The organism is Microvirgula sp. AG722 (assembly GCF_003269145.1).
In the GTDB taxonomy this organism is placed as follows: Bacteria; Pseudomonadota; Gammaproteobacteria; order Burkholderiales; family Aquaspirillaceae; genus Microvirgula; species Microvirgula aerodenitrificans.
On the sequence record NZ_QLTJ01000012.1, the window covers coordinates 41776 to 62582 of the forward strand.

Here is a 20807-nt window from a genome sequence, read left to right on the forward strand (position 1 = left end):
CGGGCACGACAAAGCCGGCTTGCGCCGGCTCTGGACTGACTGGCGTCAAACGCCGGAGATCATTTCTCGACGAAGGCGCGCTCGATGGCGAAGTCGGCCGGATCGCCCATGCGCGGCGATTCCTTGAAGCCCATGCCGGTCAGCATCACCGTCAGGTCGTGCAGCATGGCCGGGCTCCCGCAGATCAGCGCCCGGTCATTGGCCGGATCGAGTTGCGGCAGGCCGATGTCGGCGCACAGCTTGCCGGACGCCAGCAGGTCGGTCAGGCGGCCCTGATTGCGGTACGGTTCGCGGGTCACGGTCGGGTAGTAGATCAGCTTTTCGCGGACGATATCGCCAAAGTACTCGTTTTCCGGCAGTTCTCTGGTGATGTAGTCGTGATAGCCGAGCTCGCTGACCCAGCGCACGCCGTGGGTCAGAATGACTTTTTCGTAACGCTCGTAGACTTCCGGGTCCTTGATGATGGACATGAACGGGGCGAGCCCGGTCCCGGTCGACAGCAGATAGAGGTTCTTGCCCGGCAGCAGGTTGTCCTGCACCAGGGTGCCGGTCGGTTTCTTGCTGACCAGCACGGTGTCGCCGACCTGCAGGTGCTGCAGCTTCGACGTCAGCGGGCCATCCTGTACCTTGATGCTGTAGAACTCGAGGTGCTCGTCATAATTCGAGCTGGCGATGCTGTAGGCACGCATCAGCGGCTTGCCGTTGACTTCGAGACCGATCATCACGAACTGGCCGTTGATGAAACGCAGTCCCTCGTCACGGGTGCAGGTGAAACTGAACAGGGTGTCGTTCCAGTGATGGACTGAGAGGACACGTTCGGCGGTCATGTTCGACATGGCAACTGGATACGGTGAGTGTCTGAGAATGCACGCATTGTACTGGCAGCGTAAAGCGCCGCCTACACAAAATACCGATAAGCAATATCAGGCGTGCCCATTAAAACAAAAGGAAATTATGGGGTTGCCGACCCATCCACATGGGATAAGGGCCGGCCCATGTCATTCATCATCCGGGGCTACCAGATGTAGAACAACAAGACCCACATCCCGAGAAACAGCCCGAGACCGGGCAGGATACAGGACAGTGCCAGCAGGCTGCGTCCCCTGCCCGCACCACGCCGGCGTGCCAGACGCCACAGCAGGCGCAGGCTCCACAGCGCGGCGGCCGACAGCAACGCCGCCCGCCACCACGGCAGGTTCGGGATATTCAGTCCCTCGTGTTTCAGCAAGGTCACGGTGGTCATCGACAGGCCGAGGAACACACCGACCCCGGCCAGCGGAATCAGCCCCTGGGCCAGTTGGTCCAGCGTGCGTCGGGCGCGTCCCGGCAATCCGCGATCGGCCGCCCACAAGCCGGCCAGCAGCATGCTGCCGACTACCGCCGCCGTACCGAGGATAAAGCCCAGCACCAGCGAACCATCCAGCCAGCTGAAGCTGTCGTTGACTTCCGGGTAGTGCGTCAGCAACCACCACGGCGCACCGTCATCCAGCGGCCAGTAGATATCGCGGTTGATCAGCCAGGTAGCAATATCCTGCTTCAGCGCGACCAGCCACGGGCTGGACGACCAGGCAAACGCGCCGAGCGCAATGCCCATCATGCCGTAGACGATCAGCAGCGTCGGCCAGCGGCCGGAATCGGCTACCTCGACGATTTCCGCTTCCGGACTGCGCGGTGCCAGGGTCACCGCATCGCGATACCCGCTGCAGCGCCCGCACATGTGACAGTCGCCGGCCCCCTGCATATGGCCGATGGCGACCAGTGGCGCACAGTTGATCGGAATGACCTTGCGTCCGGGTTCGCGGAATTTCTCGTGATCGACCTTGAAATGCCACGGCGCCAGCCGCGCCAGCAGGTTGAACACGCCGTTGACCGGGCACAGATAGCGACACCAGACCCGCTTGCTGCTGCCATACAGCAGGCCAACGGCAACGGCGGCCACCGTCGACCCGCCCAGCACCAGCAGCACCGCCAGCGGATACTGGTATACGCTGACCAGTTGCCCATAGATGGTGGTCAGCGCAAACGCCACAAACGGCCAGCCGCCCCAGCGCATCCAGCGCGGAATCGGCCGGCGCAGGCCGCGTTCGCTGGCCCACTCCGACAGCATGCCTTCAGGACACAGCCAGCCGCACCAGGCGCGCCCGAACAGCGGCATGGACACCAGCACGAACGGCCACCACACGCCCCAGAACGCAAATTGCGCCAACACCGTCAGGTTGTTGAGCGCATGGTCGGTCTCGGTCGGCAGCGGCAGGAACGGCGGCACGACCAGCAGGGTCGCGTACACCAGCACGATCCCCCACTGCAGGCGCCGCAGCCAGTGTGCGTGGCCGCGCAGCCAGTCTCCTGCCTGCGCGGCATAGGTAGCGACAGTCATGCTTTTGCCACGACCCCGGACTTTCCCGCCCGCTTCAGCAGCAGCGTGGTCACGACCCAGTAGCCGAGCCAGACCAGCAGCAGCGTCAGTGCCGGATGTGAACGATAGCCGGCGAAGTCGGCCAGGATCTTGCCGAGGCCATAGCTTTCATCGAGCAGACCGGAGCTGTCCCACAGCTGGTCGATACCGGCCGGCAGGGTGCCCATGCCGATCAGACGGTCGATGCCGGCATTCAGCAACGCGCCCGCCAGCAGCAGCAACAGGATTTCGGTAACGCGGAAGAACACCCGCCACGACAGCCAGCGACCGCCAAGCTGCAGCACGTAGAAAGTGGCCAGCGCGGCGACAAAGCCGCCAATGCCCGCCAGCAGCAGGCTGGCATGGTTGTCGCTGCCGGCCACGGTGCCGTACAGGAACACCACCGTCTCGCTGCCTTCGCGCGCGACGGCGATCATCACCAGCACCAGCATGCCCCAGTAGTTGCGCTGCGCCGCCTGGGCGGACAGCCCCTGCTCCAGTTCCCGCTTCAGCGTCCGGCCATGGCGCTTCATCCACACCACCATCTGCACCACCAGCGCCGCGGCGACCAGCGCCATGCCGGCCTGGAAGTATTCCTGCCCTTCGTCGCCCAGCCAGTCGGCCACGCCGAGCAGCATCAGCGCCAGCGCGCCGGACAGCGCCAGGCCGGCGGCCACGCCGCCCCACAGGAACGGCATGCCGCCGCGCCCCAGATCCGAGTTTGCCTTCAGCCATGCATAGAGAATGCCGACCACCAGCAGCGCTTCGACGCTTTCACGCCAGACGATAAATGCGACCTGTTCCATCCTGCTCTCACTTCACCACGATGACGCCACGCGCCTGCGGGTGGAAATCGTCAAAAAACGGGTATTCGCCCGGCGAGGCACCCATCACCACCACCGACGACTTGACGCCGGGTGCCAGCACCTTTTCCTTGCGCAGCGGCAGGCTCTCGAATTCGGCCGGGGTCTTGCCGGTATTGATGACTTCGATGCGGAACTTGGTCTTGGCCGGCGCGACGATGCGTGTCGGCGTCAGCGTGCCGTCCTTCAGCTCGACGCGAAAAGTCGGCATGTCGTCGGCGAAGGCCAGACCGCCGAACATGAGCAGGCACAGGGCTGCAGGTAAACGCATGATCCATCCTCAAGCACTTGCGGCCCGGCGAAGCCGCCAGGCCGTTTTTCTGCGACAAGCGACGGCCAATGGCCGCCGCGCGCGTCTTAGTAGCCGCCCTTCTTGCCGGTACCGGCGTAGGCGAATTCATAATTGAGTTCGATCGGCTTGAACCACGGGCCCACGCCGGTTTCCTTGTCGACGTGACGACCGAAGTGAGCATGCTGGTTCGCGCTCGGCGGCAGGATGGTGTACTTGAGCTTGTACTTGCCAGCGCCTTCGAGCTTGATGTTGTCGCCGTAGTGCGGGCCGTCCGACGCAACCATCGGCATCAGGTCGCCCTTTTGCACCTTGGTGCTGCCGACCTTCTGCAGTTCGTACTTGACCACCAGGTACGGCATCCATTCGCCTTCGCCGAAACCGGTCGGGTTGGCCTTGGCGGCGTGGATGTCGGCTTCGAGGTGGATGTCGCTCTTGGCGGCGTCCAGCATCATGCCGTCCGGGTCCATCTTCACCGGTTGCAGGTAAACGGCGGCGATCTCCATGCCGCCCTTGATAGTCGGCTTGCCGATCGGGTATTCCGCAGCACTGGCTTGCAGTGCGAGGGCAACGAGGCTGAGCCCCAGCAGCGCTTTCACTTTCATGTGACGTGTTCCTCAGAGGGGTGAAATGGGCGGATCATTAACGGGAAGTTAACGAAATGCGCGGATAAAGGATTGTACCCGCATTTCAATGAATGAGAAACAGTCGCAAATAGAGACAATGCTGAGGCGGATTATTTGCCTGAGACATCGCGATACAGCGCAGCGTACCGCTCGACCATATGCCGCGCAGTGAAATGCCCGAGATAGCGTTGCCGTGCGCGCGCGCCCATCGCGGCCGCCAGCGCCGGTTCATGCCACAGACGGTCCAGCGCCTGGCGCAGGGCTTGTACATTGCCTGGTGGAACTACCAGGCCAGTCTCCCCATCCAGATTGATATAGCTGGTGCCGGTACCGATCTCACAGGACACAAGAGGCTTGCCGTGCATGGCGCCTTCGATCAGCGTCACGCCGAACGCCTCGGAACGCAGGTGTGACGGGAACACCACACCGAGGCAGAGCACCAGCAACGCGGCCTTGTCTTCATCCGGCAGCGGTCCGAGGAAATGCACGTTGTGCAGCCCCAGGCGCTGCGCCTGCGCGCGGAGTTCGGTCTCCATTGGTCCGCCCCCGACAATCGCAACCGGATAATCGCAGCCTGCCAGCGCGTCAAGCAGGATGTGCAGACCCTTGTAGTAACGGATGGCACCAACGAACAGGAAGAACTTTTCGCCCAGCCGTTGTCGCCATCCGGCCAGCCGGGCCGGATCTGGCACCGGCTGACTACCCTCGTCGACCCCGAGAGGAATCACTGTCACCCGGTCGGCAAAGCGCTGGAGCACCGGGCTGGTGACCAGGTAATTCGGCGAGGTGGCAACGATCCGGTCCACACTGGACAGGAAGCGGTTCATCAACGGTCGATACAGGTGCAGCAAGGTCTTCTGCTTGACGATGTCCGAGTGGTAGGTGACGACGCTCGGTTTCTTCATCCGCGTGGCGAAGTGAACGACGTCCATGAACGGCCACGGGAAATGGTAGTGAACGACATCGGCCTGACGTGCGAGTTCGGCAAACCGGCCGAACACCGCGGCGGAGAAGCCGGTCGAGGCAACATAGCAATCGAGCCTCGCGCGATGCACAACATGCCCAGCCACACGCTCGTCGCGCGCCGCGCCGCGCGGACTCAGGGACAGCACCTCGGCGTCAAGGCCGAATTCGCGCCCTCCTTCGGCAAGCTGATAGATGACCTGTTCGACCCCGCCAAAACTGTCGGGGTAATAGGTTTTGAAGAAGTGAAGAATTCTCAAATGGCGTCTCGCAATGGTGGAAAAGCACATCGCCCCCGCCAGAAAGATCGGGACCGGCCATCACGATACCATCCACCACCGCCAGTACCGGCGCTGGCAAATGACGAGGACGCCCCCATATACTTGCCTTACGCCGGGGAACCGGCCCTATGCTGGAAACCGATGAACCGCAGTACCGCCCAATGTCGCCAGTGGTTGGCGCACCACCTGCCCGAACCAGCGCTGGCCGCGTGGCGGGCTCTGCCGCGCGCGCAGCTGCGTGCGCGCATCCGCGAAACCGACAAGCAGCAGCACTTTTTCTGTAGCATGGGACTGGCATTGGTGCTGTCGTCAGTAGCCACGCCGGCCATTGGCCTGCCTGCGACGTTCCTGCTTGGTCTGGTCAAGGAAATCTGGGACGAGCGTTATGGCAGCGGATTTTGCTGGTACGACATGGCAGCCAACGCCATCGGCATAATGGCCGCCCTGCCGCTGATTCTGGTATAGCCGTTACAGCAGGCAGCGCCAGAGCACGTCGGAGAAATCTCCGCCGCCAATCAACTGGACTACTGCTTCGGAGGCATCGAGGCTGTTGTAGGTGGGCAGCGGAGCGGAAACGGCCTGCGTGGTGGGCTCCGGCGCGCCGAACAGCAGTTCCAGCGGCTCGGGGGCGGGGCTCAACGGCAGCGCCGATACCGGCAGGGCGTCGAAGGACCCAGTCAGCTCCCTGGCATCATCAGTGGAAATCGAAGGCATGGGCGAGTCTCTGAAAGGTCGGGGCAGCGTAACAGGCTATCATACGCCGGCCTCACCAGCGTGTTGCAACTATCCACCACGTGCACACCCGATACCGACATGAAGAACACGCTCTTCAGCAAGCAGCCACACACATGAAAACCCTAATGGCATGAATTGTCACGCGGCCAATATTTAATACGCACATATCGATCGATGTCCTGCATGGCAGCGCAGGCCACGGGACAGTGAACGGCGACAACGGCATCGCTACAGCCAGCCATGCCTGCATCCCACTGCACGATCAGCCGCACAGCTGCGGTCACCTTCAAGGGCAATACTGTCACGAAAGGCAAGGAGACCATGAACAGCATCAAGCTCACGCCATTCGCATGAGCGTGAATCGCTCAATTACCACAGCCTCCCGCCACAACACGTGATCGCGCCATGGCGGGCATGCCTTCTCTTGCCTCAGAACGCTGCTTCCGCACTGAAATAGCGGTCAACCTCGATGATATCCGCCTCGCTGAGCTCGCCAGCTGCCGCTTTCAGACGCACGCGGCTGATCAGGTAGATGTACTTGGCCTCGGCCAGGTCGCGGCGCGACTGATAAAGTTGCTCCTGCGCATTGAGGATGTCGGCATTGGTGCGCAAACCGGCCTTGAATCCCATCAGCGTGGATTTCAGCGAGCGCTCACTGGACTTGACCGCCAGATCCAGCGCCCGCACCTTGCTGGCGCCAGTGGTAGTGCCCGTATACTGGCGAACCACCTCGGTGCGGATCTTGCTGATCGCCGCCTCCAGATCCTCTTTCGCCTTGTCCCGATTGGCGGCCGCCTGGCGGGTCAGTGCCGATGTATAGCCACCAGAGAACAGTGGAATATTGACCTGTACACCGATGCTTCTGCTGGTCGTCCGCTGGTTGACCGTCGTCACCGAATCACTGTCGGCCTTGGAGAACGAACCAACCAGATCCACAGTCGGATAGTGCCCGGCCTTGCTGCGATCAATTTCACGGTCAGATATTTCGACCGCCTTGCGCTGGGCACGGATTTCCGGGTTGTTGGCCAGTGCGCGTTCGGTCCACATGGCAGCCGAATCCTGCATCGTCGGCAGCACGAATGCATCGCCGCTGAGTACAGCCAGCGAGCGCGGCGTTTCGCCAATCAGTTCCTGCAGCGTCTTCAGCGAGACCTGCAGCCGGTCCTCGGCCTCAATGCGCTGGGCGTCGGCGATATCGCGCCGCGCAGTCGCTTCGTCCACGTCCGTTACCGTTCCGTCTCCGAGTTCGTACATGCGCTTGGCCGCCGCCAGCTGTTCGCTGATGGCCTTGAGCTTGGCCTCGGCCAGGTCGATCGAGTCGCGCGCCAGCAAGACGTCCATGTAAGCGCCTGACAGGCGCACAGCCAGATCCTGCAGTTTCTGGTCCAGCACCGCATCGCTGTATTCAGCGCGCGCATTACCCTGCCGGTACTCGGCCAGGCGCTGCATATTGAATAGTGGCTGGCTAAGCTGCACGCTGGCGCTCTTGCTCGTATAGTCAAGGTCCTCGGTGAACGTCCGGCCCAGGTAGGGCTGCTTGCGATCCCCGGTCACCTTGTACTTGTAGCCGCTGGCGCTGATCTGCGGCAGCAGGCCGGCGCGCCCGAGGTTGCGGTTTTCCTGTCCAGCCTCGTTTTCCTTCAACGCAGCACGCCAGGTCGGATCGCTCTCGCGCGCAGCGTGGTAGGCGTCAAACAGGCCGATCGCCTGGACGGCCGGTGCGGCGCAGGCTAGCGCCACAAAGGTGGCAATGAAAGTCCGTTTCACCGTCATTGCTCCTTGAACGCGCCATCGACGCGATCCAGCAAAGGTTTGATCAGGTAGTTGAGCATTGTGCGTTCGCCCGTTTTGACTACCACCGACGCCGGCATCCCCGGACGGATCTGGTTCTGGCCAAGCATGACCAGTCCCTTGTCGGTCACTTTTACCTGCACCAGGTAATACGGCATATTGGTACGTTCATCGACCAGGCGGTCAGCGGACACCGTGTCGACCACACCCGGAACATTCGGTGTCTTGGCATGGCTGAAGGCCGGGAACGACAGTTCGACCGGCAGCCCCGGATGCACCTTGTCGATCAGTTGCGGCGCCACCTGTGCCTCGACCACCATCGGCTCATTGCGCGGCACCACATCCATGATGTGGAAGCCCGGCTGGATAACCCCGCCAACGGTATGCACATTCAGCCCGACCACGATGCCGTCAATAGGCGACTTGATCTGCGTATTTTCGAATTCGTAGCGCAGTGCACTCAGGCGATCAGCCTGGGCATTGGCATCCTTCTGCACGTCAGTCAGCAACGACTGAACTTCTTTTTGATACTCCTGCCGGCGCTGGAGAATGCGGAGCTTGAGCTCAGCAATCTGGTTATGGGTGCGACCGATATTGGCCAGATCCTCCGCCAGCGAGCCGTTGATCTGCAGCGCATCGCGCTCCAGGCCCAGCATGCGGTTGCGCGGCACATAGCCTTCCCGGGCCATCTCGCGCACGCCCTTCAGTTCCTCGTTCAGAAAACCCAGTTGCTGCTGGCGGGACTGCCGGACCTGTTCCTGCCCATGCAGTTGCTCAAGCGCAGCAGCCAGGTTTTCTTCCAGAATGCGGATTTCGCTGTCCAGCGACGAACGTCGAGTCGTGAACAGGCGGGTCTGCAGCGCGATCGCTTCCTTCACCCGCAGGTCGTCCCCAAAACTTTTCAGCTCCGGTATCGGTTCCAGATTGGTCTTGCCATCACGCTCGGCCACCAGACGACTTTCCACCGCCTTGGCTGAAATGAACTGCGCCTCGGCCATACCCAGCTGTGAGCCAGACTGGGTCGGGTTCAGCTTGACCAATACCTGGTTTTTTTTCACCGCCTGGCCTTCGCGCACCAGAATCGCATCCACCGTGCCACCGGTCAGATGCTGGATGGTCTTGCGGTTACTGGCGACCTTGACCGACCCCGGTGAGGTCACCCCGGCATCGAGCGGTGCCAGCATGGCCCATAACATAAAGCCTCCAAAGCCCAGGATCAGCACACCCAGCCCCCAACGCACTGCACGATGAGAGTTGATATCCACGGGCGACGCTTCACCCTCGGATGCCGGGCGGGTCGCCTCGGCATCCATGATTTCAAATTTTTTCTTCAGACTTTTCATGGTCGTTTCGTTCAAGCGACATCAGTGGAAACGGGGGCCTGCTGCGGAGCAGGCACGGCCGGCTGCTGGGCCTGCATCAGAGCCTGCAGCACCTGGTCGCGTGGCCCGTACATCTGCATCGTGCCGTCGCGCAGTACCATCAGCTTGTCGACAGCGTTGATGATGCTGGTGCGGTGAGTAATCAGCACCACGGTCTTGCCGCGCTGCTTCATGCCTAGAACGGCCCGAACAAGCGCGGCCTCGCCCATGTCGTCAAGATTGGAGTTCGGTTCGTCGAGCACGATCAGGGCCGGCTCGCCATACAGGGCGCGGGCCAGACCGATACGCTGCTTCTGCCCGCCTGACAGCAGGCTGCCGTCAGCACCGAGCCGGGTATCGTAACCCTGCGGAAAACGCAGGATCATGTCGTGCACACCGGCCAGTTGTGCCGCAGCAATGACCATACCGCTGTCGATTTCGCCAAAACGCGCGATATTCTCGGCAATCGTGCCCTCGAACAGTTCGATATCCTGCGGCAGGTAGCCGATGTGAGGCCCCAGTTCGTCCTTGTTCCACAGAAAAATGTCGGCGCCGTCGAGCCGGACCTTGCCTGACTGGGCCGGCCAGACGCCCACCAGCAGACGGGCCAGCGTCGACTTGCCGGAAGCCGACGGGCCGACAATACCGACCACGTCTCCCGGATTCATCGCAAAACCCAACCCGCGCAGAACCGGAGCCTGGGCGCCCGGAGGCGCGGCAATCACATTTTCCACCACCACCTGCCCTTGCGGCACCGGCAGGCTCATCGAGCTGCCGCGTGGCGGGTGCTCGGTCAACAGCTCGTCCAGCCGCGCATAGGCGGCACGGGCACCGATCAGTTGCTTCCAGGTACCAATGGCCAGTTCGACCGGCTGCAGCGCGCGCCCCATCAGGATCGAGCAGGCAATCATCATCCCCGGGGTCAGCTTGCCTTCGATCACCAGCAGTGCACCGGCGCCCAGGATCAGTGATTGCAGCGAAATACGGATGAATTTGGTGATGGTGTTGATCTTGGCCGCCCGGTCCGAAGCCAGCGTCTGCATCGCGAGGATGCGGCTGTGATGAACGAACCATTTGCCTCGGATTGCAGGCAGCATGCCCATCGCTTCGATCACCTCGGCATTGCGCAGATTGTTGTTGGCGAAAGCACCAGAGGCAATCGATGCCTGATTGGCCTCGGCCAGCGGCTTGCGCGTGGCGACCTCGGTCACCCAGGCGAGGCAAAACAGCACCACGGCGCCAAACAGCACGATCAGGCCCAGCATCGGGTGGAACATGAAGCACACAGCCAGATAAATCGGTGTCCACGGCGCATCGAAGAAGGCGAACAGGCCATTGCCGGTCAGGAACTGGCGCACGCTGGTCAGGTCATGGATAGTCTGCCCAGGGTTGCCGCCGGCGCGGCGCAGGTTCTTCTCGAATGCAGCAGTGAATACCCGGTTATTGAGCCGCATATCCAACTGATTGCCAACGCGGATCAGCACCGCTGAACGTGTGTATTCAAGTGCCTCCATCAGCGCGAACAACCCCAGCGTCATCAGTGTCAGCATCAGCAGCGTGGTTTCGTTCTGGCTGGCCAGCACCCGGTCGTACACCTGCAGCATGTAGATCGACGGCATCAGCATCAGCAGGTTGATGACGAAGCTGAACGCGCCCAGCGCATAGAAAGTCCGGCGAAAGTCGTAAAGCACCGCACCCAGTTCAGTGCGCTTTGACAACAACGATTTCATCATGTTTGGAACTCGGTTAGACAGAAAATCCGGTCACCCGACAACAGGTCGGAGCCGGACTGCATGACAGGAACACATGCCGAAAAGGAAAAGCACGAAAGGTATGAAGGTGTCCGGAGAGCGGTCAGGTCATGCTGCCATTTCCACCCGAAGCGCTCGCACCGGCATGCCATGAGCCAGTGCCTCAAGCACATCAGGCTGACGCACAATGTACTTGCCGCCCCCCTTCTCCAGCACGCCGCGCCGGAGCAGGTCACTGAGCGTCCGCGACACCGATTCCCGGCTGGTATTGATCATGTTGGCGACATCCTGCTGACTCGGCATGGTCTCGATAACCTGAACGCCGCCAGCCTGTGGCTGGCGCAGCATGCACAGAAAACCGTAAACCCGCTGCGGGGCATTGGGCATGCCAAGCAAAACGCGGAACGCATTCGACTGCCGCAGCATCCGGGTCAGGTGCCGGAGCATCAGCTCGGCCACCGCCGGCACCTGGCAGAACAACTCGCGCGCCTGCTCGCCCGGCAACACGCCAACTCGCGATGGCTTCAGCGCCACCACCGCCACGGATGGCGGCAGTGCATCAATCACGCCAAGCTCGCCAAAAAAGCCTCCGGGCACCACGGTACCGAGGCTGAAATCGCGTCCGTCCTCAAGCCGGCCAAGCACCTGCAACTGCCCGTGCAGCAAAAAGTACAACTCGTCACGGACTGGGGCCTGGCCAACAATGACCTCGCCTTTGGAGAAGGCACGTATCGCCACCCACTTCAGCAGGCGCTCCAGCTCAACGTCCGACAGCACGGCAAACAGCGGCACCTGTTGCAGCATGGACGGGCCGGCGCGCAAATCTCCGCACTTGCTCACGCCTCCCGGCATGTGCACTCCGCTGACAGCATGGGTTTTCGACCCTTTCTCGATGATCATCAAATCTGAAAATGTGATATTCGTCACATTTTATCGGAGATTGCCCCCCTGCACACTTAAATTATGCGTTGTTCGGGAATCCCATATTCCTGATTATGCTTTTGTCACCACACGCATATGCACATTGCGGCAACAGCCGGATCGGCACAGACAAAGCCCCCCCGATGCCGGGTGGCATCCGGGGGGGCATTCACGAGGGGAAGAGATTGGCAGCTTTTCGCGCGCGTCAGCAATCAGGCAGAAAACGGCACATACCAGACCCCGCCTGCAGTCTGCGAGGCGGTCAGGGAAATATTCTCCGCGCTATCGGCAAAACTCAGCAAGACCTGTGGCTGCGTCAGTGGATGACTGCTCATCTCGTTAATCCACCAGTCCATACCCGCCTGGTCCGGTGCACGGCCCAGAACATGCGCATAAACCAGGTTCAGGAATGTGGCATTATCAGCCGCTGCCCCGTACATGGTCTGGAACTCACCACTTGCCACGAAGCTGTTCGCCACATCACCGGCACTCAGGCCATGGTCCCGCTGCTGCAACCAGTAGCCCACCCCGGCTTCGTCCGGTCCACGATCAAATGCAGCCTGATACAGCCGAAACAGATCCGTTGCCGTATCGTCCAGCGCCAGGGCACGTGAATCCGTAAAGCTGACCCGCTCCACCGACGCCAGCGAATAAAATATCTGCTCTCCGTTGTTGTACAAGGTCGCGCCATCTGGTGCCACACGGGACAGGGAGTAACCATTACTGGCGCCGTCGGCTATCAGGGAATCGATGCCGCCACCGCCATCCACTGCGCAATACAGCCAGCCGGGCTTCTCCCCGGAGCTCGTCACGACGGGCAGCGCAGCTTCGAAAATGAAGTCCGCTGCCGCTGTGCCGGCATAGCTTCCCGAGGCGCCCCCCGTGTCATTGGCTGCAATCCAGCCCCGCAGCGTGTTGAGCATGGCAGTATCCAGCGCGGCAGCCCAGTCCTGCGTCGACACCACACCGATCACCAGGGGACCACTGGCAGAGTCGATCCAGACCGGCGAGCCACTGTCGCCGGAATGGATGCTCAGCAGGCTGGTATCCCACACGCTGTCGGACAGCCTGGTCACCCAGCCGGAACTCAACCCCTGGACATAGTGGTCCCAGTACATGCTGGCCAGTACGCTGTCGTAACCGGACTGTTTCACCGACAACGCGGAGCTGTAGCTGTCGTACTGATTGGACATGCCGAACCACGATCCGGTCTTGCCGGAAGTCGTCAGCAAGGCCACATCGCTGTGCACATCGGAGTAAGCGATCATGCCGTCGCCCTCTCCGACCCGGTAATAGTTGAAGTTACTGACCTTGTACGGCGTGCCTTCATCGGAGTAGCCATATCCGGCATAAGCCGTCACCTCGACAGCAGCGCCGAGTTCGGGCGCGTACACCATGTGCGATGCGGTCAGCACATCATTGGGACCGACGAATACCCCCGTGCCGAAGTAGGTCGAACCATCAGCATAACGCGACCGCACCAGGCAGATCATGTTGAGCGGAGAGCTGGGGGAAAGCTGGGGTATATCGGTCACAACACACTTCTCCAGGAGATTGCGGGGCCACCCAATTCGGGAAAACGCATTACGCGGCGCACCGCAGCCCTGCCTGCCTGCCACGGCAGGGCGATATGGACACCCCCAAGACGCTGCAAATTATATCCAACTAATGAATATTAATTGAGACAGAAAAATACCGACGTCAATTGTTCGGACAGCACTCCGCCTCAAGGCCGTGCAGTGGTCCCCTGCCAACCGCACCAGCGGCCCAGGTCCGGCCCCAGCAGCGAAATGACGCGCCCGGTATGACGGGCCCGCCCTTCCGCTGTCAGGTGGTAATCCGTATTGAAATACCAGTCGCGTGGGTACATGAAGTCATACGGATTGCCGACGTAAACCAGGCCCTGCGCCCTCGCCTGCACCGGCAGAGATGCGTAGAACCGGTGCTCGACAGGATCGGTCCGGTAGGAAACATCGAACAGCAATGTCGGCGGCAACAGGATCAGGCAGGCGCCCCGCTGCTGCAGCCAGTTCCGATAAGCCACCAGGCGGCGCCAGGCCGTGGGGTCAGGCGGGTTGTCGCGCCCGTATCGCCATGGACGCGTGGCAGCCAGTTCTGCCCGCTCCTGATCCGTCCGGTCGGCCGCCGCTGAATGAGTCTGATCACCGCGCACGTCTACATGGTGGCCGCCATACACTCCTTGCCCGACAGAACGGTCGGGCGGATTGCGCCAGCCCTTCCAGAGGCGCAGCGGCTCCACGTCAGCCAGAAAGCGCAGGCGCTCCCGCCACGGCAGTCCCGACCAGTAAGCGGGATCACGAGCCAGCACATAATCGATAACGATACTGTTCAACGCTTCCGCATTGCCAAACATCGGATACTCCAGAGGCATCAACACCACATCCCCGGGGCCGATCAGTGCCTTGGATGACTCAAGCACGTAAGGCAACAGCAGGCCGGCATTAACCGCACCATTGACGACAGGCAGCCCCCAGGCACGCTCGAGCCGGCCCGAATCCAGCCCGAACAGCGCATTCGAGCCCGATACCAGCACCAGTTTGCGTTGACCAGCTAATGACTCGGCACGGGCCAGCTTGATCGCCCGCACCTCGGCCACCCAGCGGGATGACGGTGTCTGCCGGCCCAGTTGACCGGCAAACAGCACATACCACCCAAGCGAAAGCCCTGCCATCGCCATCGCCAACCCGGCCCAGAAGCGCACTTTTTCTCCGCCCGTCAGAAATTGAAATACAGGAAATCGCCCGTTGGCGCCGTCAGCAGCCATTTCAGCGCACACCACAGCAACACACCGCAGACAAGCCCCACCGCCAGGCCCGGCATGTGCGTTACAGACGCATTCGGTACGGGGTCGTAGCGCATGAAGCGGGCAGCATTCGGCAGCCCCCAGACAACGAGCAGCCCGGCCAGCAGCCACAGCCAGACAGCGGAAGGCGACAACGCGAGCATGGCCTCAACCACATCACCCTCAGGGAAAACGGGAAGCCAGGTTTGCAGCAGGGACAGGTATAAATGCCATGCGGTCGCCAGATCCGGCGCCCGGAACAACACCCAGGCCAGCGCCACCAGCAAGAATGTCATGCCGACCCCCAGCATCCGGGCTGCCGTGCCCCCCCTGGGAGAGGCAGGACGCGGCAGGTGGACGCTCACTGCGCGCCATGCATGGTTGAGCAACAGCAGCACGCCATGCATCACCCCCCACAGCACAAAGGTCCAGCCAGCTCCGTGCCAGACTCCGCCGAGCAGCATGGTCAACAACAAATTGCGATAGCGCCTTGCAGACCCTGCCCTTCCGCCGCCCAGCGGGATATACACGTAATCACGAAGAAAAGATGACAAAGTCATATGCCATCTACGCCAGAATTCAATAATTGAGTCGGCGCGATACGGCGACTGAAAATTGAGCGGCAGACGAAAGCCGAACAGCAGCCCCAACCCGATGGCCATGTCGGAGTAGCCGGAAAAATCGAAATACAGTTGCAGTGTGTAGGCAAGCATCCCGCTCCATGCTGCCTCCCCGGACACGGGACCCGCTGCCGCTGCGGCAAAGACCGGGCCGGCATAGTGGCCAAGGCTGTCAGCCAGCACGACCTTTTTGAACAGCCCGATGGCAAACAGGCCCAGCCCCGATTGCCAGATCCGATGATCATGCAACAGCGGATTGCCCGGTGAGAGCTGCGCGATCAACGGCTGATGATGAACGATAGGTCCCGCGATCAACTGAGGGAAAAAGGTCACAAAAAACAGGTAATCGCGCAGCCGGTGCTGATGGACGAGTCCGCGCCTGCAATCGACGAGATAGGCGATCTTCTGAAAGGTGACGAAAGAAATTGCCAGCGGCAACACGTGGGCGGGCAGCGTCCAGTTTTGCCCGATTACACCGGATAGTGTAATGCTCAGGAAGTGCGCGTATTTGAAATAGCCGAGCGCAAGCAGATTGAAGGTGATCCCGACCGCCATCCAGCGTGCAGCTGCGGCATCCCGCCCCATTCGCCGCACGGACAGAATCCGGCCCCCGAGCAGGAAATTGATGGCCACCGAGCCCAGCAGTAGCGGCAGGTAACGCGGATCCCACCAGCTGTAAAAAACCAGGGAAGCCAGCACCAGCCAGCCAAGTGCCCATGTCAGATTTCGTCCAGCCAGCCAGCGCCAGGCCAGCCAGGTCAACGGCAAAAAACCGAAGATGAACGTGAACGAACTGAACAGCATGCGAAAAGGTGGCGTCAACAGGAAAACGGGATTCTACCGAGTCTTGCCGCCGCATGCTCTAGTGCATTAGGTGATTTCTTTAAAACCCAGTGCCTACTTAAACGCTTGCACGCAACACGCCGTGCCTTTCTGGATTTTTCATGCAGAATCACACGCTTCCTTCCGCCTATTACCCATATATAGATGGATTGCGCGCCATCGCAGTGCTGGCTGTCATCATCTATCATCTGCACGCCAGCTGGCTGCCGGGCGGCTTCTCCGGCGTAGACCTGTTCTTCGTCATTTCCGGCTTTGTTGTCTCTCTGTCGCATGCCCGTTTTCACTGGCGACACTTCTCCGACTTCGTGATCACTTTCTACGCTCGGCGCATGAAACGCATCCTGCCCGCGCTGCTGGTTTGCCTGTTGCTGACCCAGCTGGCATCCACACTGTTCATTCCCCAGGCATGGCTCAGCGATACCAACGAAAAGACCGGTCGGTTCGCTCTGTTCGGGCTCAGCAACTTCATCCTTGTCGACACCAACAACGACTACTTCTCGCCCAGAGTCGAGTTCAATCCCTATACCCATACCTGGTCACTGGCGGTCGAGGAACAGTTCTATATCCTGTTCCCGTTCCTGTTCTTCGCCTGGGCCGCATTCAGAAAGTATCACCCGGTCTCGCTGCTGCTGTTCGCAGCGGGACTGGTTGCCTCCCTTGTCCATGCGCGCCTCCTGGCCAGCAGCAACAGTGCCATGGCGTTTTACATGGTGAGCAGCCGGTTCTGGGAACTGGCCGCAGGCGTGATGCTGTATCAGGTCATGGCGCTGCGCGCCCCGGTCTTCGGCAATGCGCTGCGCCCGCCCACTACAGCCTCGTCAACCGGGCTGTGGCTGTCCGCAGGTTTGATCGCAACTGGCCTGATCACATCCGATCCGACCCGATTTCCGTTTCCTGGAGCACTGCTGCCGGTGCTTGGCCTGCTCGGCATGCTCTGGTTCGGGCAGGGCCGCATGGCCGTCCATCCAGTGCTCCGGCTACTGACCTGCCGACCAATGGTCTTTGTCGGCCGGATCTCGTACTCACTCTATCTGTGGCACTGGCCGGTTTTCGTGCTGTTCCGCTGGACCTGCGGACTGGGAACACCACTGACCCAGACCATTGCGGTCGCGTCGACCTTCGCCATCAGCACGCTGTCGTGGCGCTTCGTGGAAACGCCGGTACGCCGCACCGGCCTGTTCCAGCGCCTTCCGCATGTGGCCGTCGTCACACTCGGGCTGGCCGCAGTCGGCGCGGGCTGGCTGGGCTACCAGCGCATGACTGATGCACAACCCAGGCTATCGCTGAGCCAGGTATCGCACCATGCTGCGGACTGGTATCCGGTCGGCCAGGACACCAGCCTCAACCATCCCGGGTGTCAGGTCGACACCCGGGCCGAGGACGTCCAGGGCAGCACGCTGTTCGTGTATTCTCGCTCAGGCTGCGGCGAGCACCACGACATCCGCCGCCTGTTCGTCATCGGCGACTCCCACGCAATGGCCTATGTCCCGCTGCTGAAGCAGACGGTGCTCGAGACCGGCAGCGAGGTCTATCTGTACAACAACGGTGGCTGCCCATTCCTCAGCTTTCAACCCTGGCGCGAGGATGCGCGCTGCCTGAAATTCAGTACTGCCTCGCTCAATGATGTTCAGGCCCGGATCCGGGCAGACGATGTCCTGTTCATGCCCTCCCTGCGCCTGCCGCGCCTGGCCGATCAGTTCGCACATTTCGGCCCGGAGAAATCCTGGAACGAGATGTTTGGCAAACAGGCGGTCAGCGGCCGCCGGAGCGCCGGCGAACTGGCGCAGACGACACTGGCGCCGCTGGCCAGGCAAGGTGCCTGGCTGATGTTCGAGGCCCCCAAACCTGTCTATGACATCCCGCCATTCCGCTGCGCGGACTGGTTCAATCGCGGCAATCCGGCCTGCGCCTACAGCGACCGGAAAGACAAGACCTGGCTCCAGCAGTTGCGGCAGCCGGTTCTCGACACACAGGTCGGTCTGAGTCTGGGCAACCCACGTATCGTCATCTGGGATCCATTCCCGCTACTGTGCCCGGGAACAAGCTGCAGCCCGTTTCACGGCGACCGTTCGCTGTACTTTGACGGCGACCATTTGAGCGGCTACGGCAACCGCCTGCTGCAGCCGTCGTTCCGGCAGTTTCTGACCCGGCTCAACGGTCCGGCTGTCCAGTAATGACCGGGCGTGGTGCCGCACGTACGGTGCCAATGTACCCGTCCCGGCTCCGGCCAGAGCGGCCGTCAGCATGGGCCGACCGGCAATGGCGCCCGACCCGGGAACACGCAGCAGCGCAGCGGCCAGACTCAGGCATGCGCCCGCGTTCCCCGGCATCCCGGTCCGTCACGACTCGCTGAATTCAGCAGCCCGCTGATACCCTCCCGAAACGACAACACCCCCCGGCGAACCGGGGGGTGTTGCATTAACGCGAAAGCGTTACAGGCGCAGGCAAAACCAGACTTCGGATCAGACCTGCGTATTCACTACCTGAATCAGAACGCCTGGATGGCGCCAGCCAGATCGACGTTACCCGTCAGGGTGATGTGCAGCAGGTCACCGGCAACGAAGCCCGACGAAGCGGTTGCATCTGCGTCACGCAGAACGTGAGTGTCGCCACCGAACTGGAACGTCACGGCCGAACCTTCGGCGTAAGTACCTGCATGTGCGGTATTTGCGTCTGCGACAAACTTCAGCGCTGCAGCAACGGCATCAGCCAGGTTTGCCGGAGCGGTGCCGCCCACGGTGCCAGCAGCCAGATCGGCAGCAGCCAGTGCCTTGGCACCAGTGACACCATCCAGAACCAGCTTGTCGCCCGAGGCAAAGTCACCGATGGTGACGTTGCTGCCCTTGGCTGCGGTGCCGAACTCGAACGTATCGTTGCCAGCGCCGCCGAGCAGCTTGACAGTCGAAGTGGCAGTGGTCAGAACAGCATCAGCCACGGTGATCTTGTCGTTGCCGGCACCCAGATCCACCGTCGCCACGCGGTTTGCACCCACGCCGTTCAGGGTGACCACGTCGTCACCAGCACCGGCGCTCAGCTTGGCCACTTCCGACGAACCGGCAGCAGCGAACGTCACGGCCAGCTTGTCGTTGCCGCTGCCCGAGGTCAGGGACACAACTGCGCTGGCAGCCACATCCAGATTGCCGGTGAATTTGCTGGCGTTCAGCGTGGCAGCCGAGAACGCATCAATCTTCAGGTCTTGAGCACCAGAGATGCTGGCGACGTCCGCCACGGAAGTGATGTGCGAAGCCGCAGCATTGTTCACCAGGCTCAGCAGCGGGCTAGCAGCGCCAGCCACGTCGATCGCACCGACATCACCACCGTTGAGGTTCACCACCACACTCGACACGCCATCCTTGGCGGTCAGCGTCAGGGTGCCAACGTCAGCATCAGCGGTGCCGGCTGCGTCCAGCTTGTTGGCAGCCAGATCGATCGTCACACCGTTGCCGATGTTGCTGATCGTGGCGGTCGAATCATTGGCAGCAACCTTCACCGTGGAGATGGCGCTGTTAGTGAAATCGCCCAGATTAACGGTGTTGCTGGTGGTACCTTCCAGACTCAGCGTTTCGAAGCTCTTGAACTGGGCAGCGGCGGCGGCGTTAGCCGTCGCAGCCGCACCGGTCAGGATCAGGGTGTCATTGCCGCCCTTGCCATCGAACACAGCCTTGGTGTCGACCACGGCAGCACCATTCCACGAGAAGGTGTCAGCAGCGTCCGTGCCGTTGATCGAAGCCGAACCAGCCACAACGACAGCAGCAGTATCAGCGAACGCGCCCGACTTGCCAGCGGCGTCGTTTTCAATAACCAGCAGCTTGTTTTCAACGGACAGCGGGTTGGCATCAACGCCGGTCAGGTAGTCAGCCAGATGCTGAGCAAACAGCGGCTTGCCAGCGGCATCCGTTGCGTAGGACAGGACGGTACCGGCGCTCTTCAACTGGTCGGTCACACCGGCGGACACAGCTGCCTTGTTGGCGATGATTGCAGCGTCGTCGCCTTGGGCGCCGTTCACGACAGCCAGCAGGAATTGCGACACCGACACTTTGCCGGCAGCCAGTTCGTTGCTCCAGTAGGCCTTGCCAGCGGCGTCGGCGTCACGACCGAACAGGTTGGTGTAAACCTGATCGATGAAAGCTTCACGCTTGTCAGCGTACTGGATGGTGGCCGGGTACTTGACGATGTCGTACGTGCCAGCAGTTTCCGGCTGGGCGCTGTTACCAAAGGCGCTGGCGATGTCTTCAACGCTGGCACCGGACTTCGTCCAGTATTCCAGGCCCGTCAGATCCGCAGCGCGCCCGAAGTACGCCACATACAGTTGATGAATTTGGGTAGCAGTTGCTGCCATTGTGAAGCTCCTATCTAGATAGATCGATGCAATCGTGTCGCCGCCTGTTTTCTGCAGCAGACCACCCTGTTGCAATCACCTTCGTCCTTGGCGGCCGGCGCCGGGTGGCTGGCTCGGCAGAGGCGGACTGAAACAACAAGCAGTTCGCCGGACAAGGGTGTGAAACCAAGCGGTGTTAGAGACACTTGCGGGGCCATTTTATGAACGGGTTCGCCTTACTGACAAT

General features: G+C 61.4%; 18 protein-coding genes. 2 read left to right on the forward strand and 16 right to left on the reverse strand.

Going from position 1 to position 20807, the window contains the following annotated elements; translation table 11 throughout:
- Positions 1-59: 59 nt before the first annotated feature.
- The 6 genes from DFO50_RS14190 to DFO50_RS14215 form a co-directional block, all read right to left on the reverse strand.
- Complete coding sequence (locus tag DFO50_RS14190) at positions 60-836, reverse strand: ferredoxin--NADP reductase (RefSeq protein WP_028499284.1); 777 nt, start codon at positions 834-836, stop codon at positions 60-62.
- A gap of 179 nt (positions 837-1015) precedes the next feature.
- Positions 1016-2377, reverse strand: a complete 1362-nt coding sequence (locus DFO50_RS14195) for a 4Fe-4S binding protein (RefSeq protein ID WP_028499283.1) — start codon at positions 2375-2377, stop codon at positions 1016-1018.
- Positions 2374-3201: an FTR1 family protein gene (locus tag DFO50_RS14200; RefSeq protein ID WP_028499282.1), complete on the reverse strand. Its 828-nt coding sequence runs from the start codon at positions 3199-3201 to the stop codon at positions 2374-2376. The genes DFO50_RS14195 and DFO50_RS14200 overlap by 4 nt, the downstream gene beginning before the upstream one ends.
- Before the next feature lie 7 nt (positions 3202-3208).
- Complete coding sequence (locus DFO50_RS14205; protein WP_028499281.1) at positions 3209-3529, reverse strand: cupredoxin domain-containing protein; 321 nt, start codon at positions 3527-3529, stop codon at positions 3209-3211.
- Positions 3530-3615: 86 nt separating this feature from the next.
- Positions 3616-4152: an iron transporter gene (locus DFO50_RS14210; RefSeq protein ID WP_028499280.1), complete on the reverse strand. Its 537-nt coding sequence runs from the start codon at positions 4150-4152 to the stop codon at positions 3616-3618.
- A gap of 131 nt (positions 4153-4283) precedes the next feature.
- Entirely contained in the window at positions 4284-5426 is a 1143-nt protein-coding gene (locus tag DFO50_RS14215; RefSeq protein ID WP_304598480.1) for a glycosyltransferase family 4 protein, read from the reverse strand.
- 132 nt (positions 5427-5558) lie between these two features.
- Between DFO50_RS14215 and DFO50_RS14220 the strand changes: the two genes are divergently transcribed.
- Positions 5559-5882: a hypothetical protein gene (locus DFO50_RS14220; protein WP_028499278.1), complete on the forward strand. Its 324-nt coding sequence runs from the start codon at positions 5559-5561 to the stop codon at positions 5880-5882.
- Positions 5883-5885: 3 nt separating this feature from the next.
- On the opposite strand, the gene DFO50_RS14225 is transcribed toward DFO50_RS14220, so the two are convergent.
- The 9 genes from DFO50_RS14225 to DFO50_RS14260 form a co-directional block, all read right to left on the reverse strand.
- Positions 5886-6131: a hypothetical protein gene (locus tag DFO50_RS14225; RefSeq protein ID WP_107889134.1), complete on the reverse strand. Its 246-nt coding sequence runs from the start codon at positions 6129-6131 to the stop codon at positions 5886-5888.
- Between the two features lie 143 nt (positions 6132-6274).
- Complete coding sequence (locus DFO50_RS18950; protein ID WP_146745105.1) at positions 6275-6493, reverse strand: hypothetical protein; 219 nt, start codon at positions 6491-6493, stop codon at positions 6275-6277.
- Between the two features lie 88 nt (positions 6494-6581).
- Positions 6582-7919 carry a TolC family outer membrane protein gene (locus DFO50_RS14230; RefSeq protein WP_036385996.1) on the reverse strand — a complete coding sequence of 446 codons (1338 nt, stop codon included), beginning with the start codon at positions 7917-7919 and terminating at the stop codon, positions 6582-6584.
- Positions 7920-7921: 2 nt separating this feature from the next.
- Positions 7922-9286, reverse strand: a complete 1365-nt coding sequence (locus tag DFO50_RS14235) for an HlyD family type I secretion periplasmic adaptor subunit (RefSeq protein ID WP_199489838.1) — start codon at positions 9284-9286, stop codon at positions 7922-7924.
- 11 nt (positions 9287-9297) lie between these two features.
- Positions 9298-11022, reverse strand: coding sequence for a type I secretion system permease/ATPase (locus DFO50_RS14240; protein WP_276324990.1), 1725 nt, complete (start codon positions 11020-11022; stop codon positions 9298-9300).
- A gap of 141 nt (positions 11023-11163) precedes the next feature.
- Positions 11164-11982, reverse strand: a complete 819-nt coding sequence (locus tag DFO50_RS14245; protein WP_146745106.1) for a Crp/Fnr family transcriptional regulator — start codon at positions 11980-11982, stop codon at positions 11164-11166.
- Positions 11983-12188: 206 nt separating this feature from the next.
- Positions 12189-13511 carry a DUF4214 domain-containing protein gene (locus tag DFO50_RS14250; RefSeq protein WP_146745107.1) on the reverse strand — a complete coding sequence of 441 codons (1323 nt, stop codon included), beginning with the start codon at positions 13509-13511 and terminating at the stop codon, positions 12189-12191.
- A 191-nt stretch (positions 13512-13702) separates the two neighbouring features.
- Complete coding sequence (locus DFO50_RS14255) at positions 13703-14761, reverse strand: hypothetical protein (protein ID WP_146745108.1); 1059 nt, start codon at positions 14759-14761, stop codon at positions 13703-13705.
- Positions 14713-16203, reverse strand: a complete 1491-nt coding sequence (locus tag DFO50_RS14260) for an MBOAT family protein (RefSeq protein ID WP_112692765.1) — start codon at positions 16201-16203, stop codon at positions 14713-14715. The genes DFO50_RS14255 and DFO50_RS14260 overlap by 49 nt, the downstream gene beginning before the upstream one ends.
- Positions 16204-16343: 140 nt before the next feature.
- Between DFO50_RS14260 and DFO50_RS14265 the strand changes: the two genes are divergently transcribed.
- Positions 16344-18416 carry an acyltransferase family protein gene (locus DFO50_RS14265; RefSeq protein WP_112692766.1) on the forward strand — a complete coding sequence of 691 codons (2073 nt, stop codon included), beginning with the start codon at positions 16344-16346 and terminating at the stop codon, positions 18414-18416.
- A gap of 314 nt (positions 18417-18730) precedes the next feature.
- Here DFO50_RS14265 and DFO50_RS14270 read toward each other — a convergent pair whose 3' ends face one another.
- Positions 18731-20581: a DUF4214 domain-containing protein gene (locus DFO50_RS14270; RefSeq protein ID WP_107889125.1), complete on the reverse strand. Its 1851-nt coding sequence runs from the start codon at positions 20579-20581 to the stop codon at positions 18731-18733.
- Positions 20582-20807 lie beyond the last annotated feature (226 nt).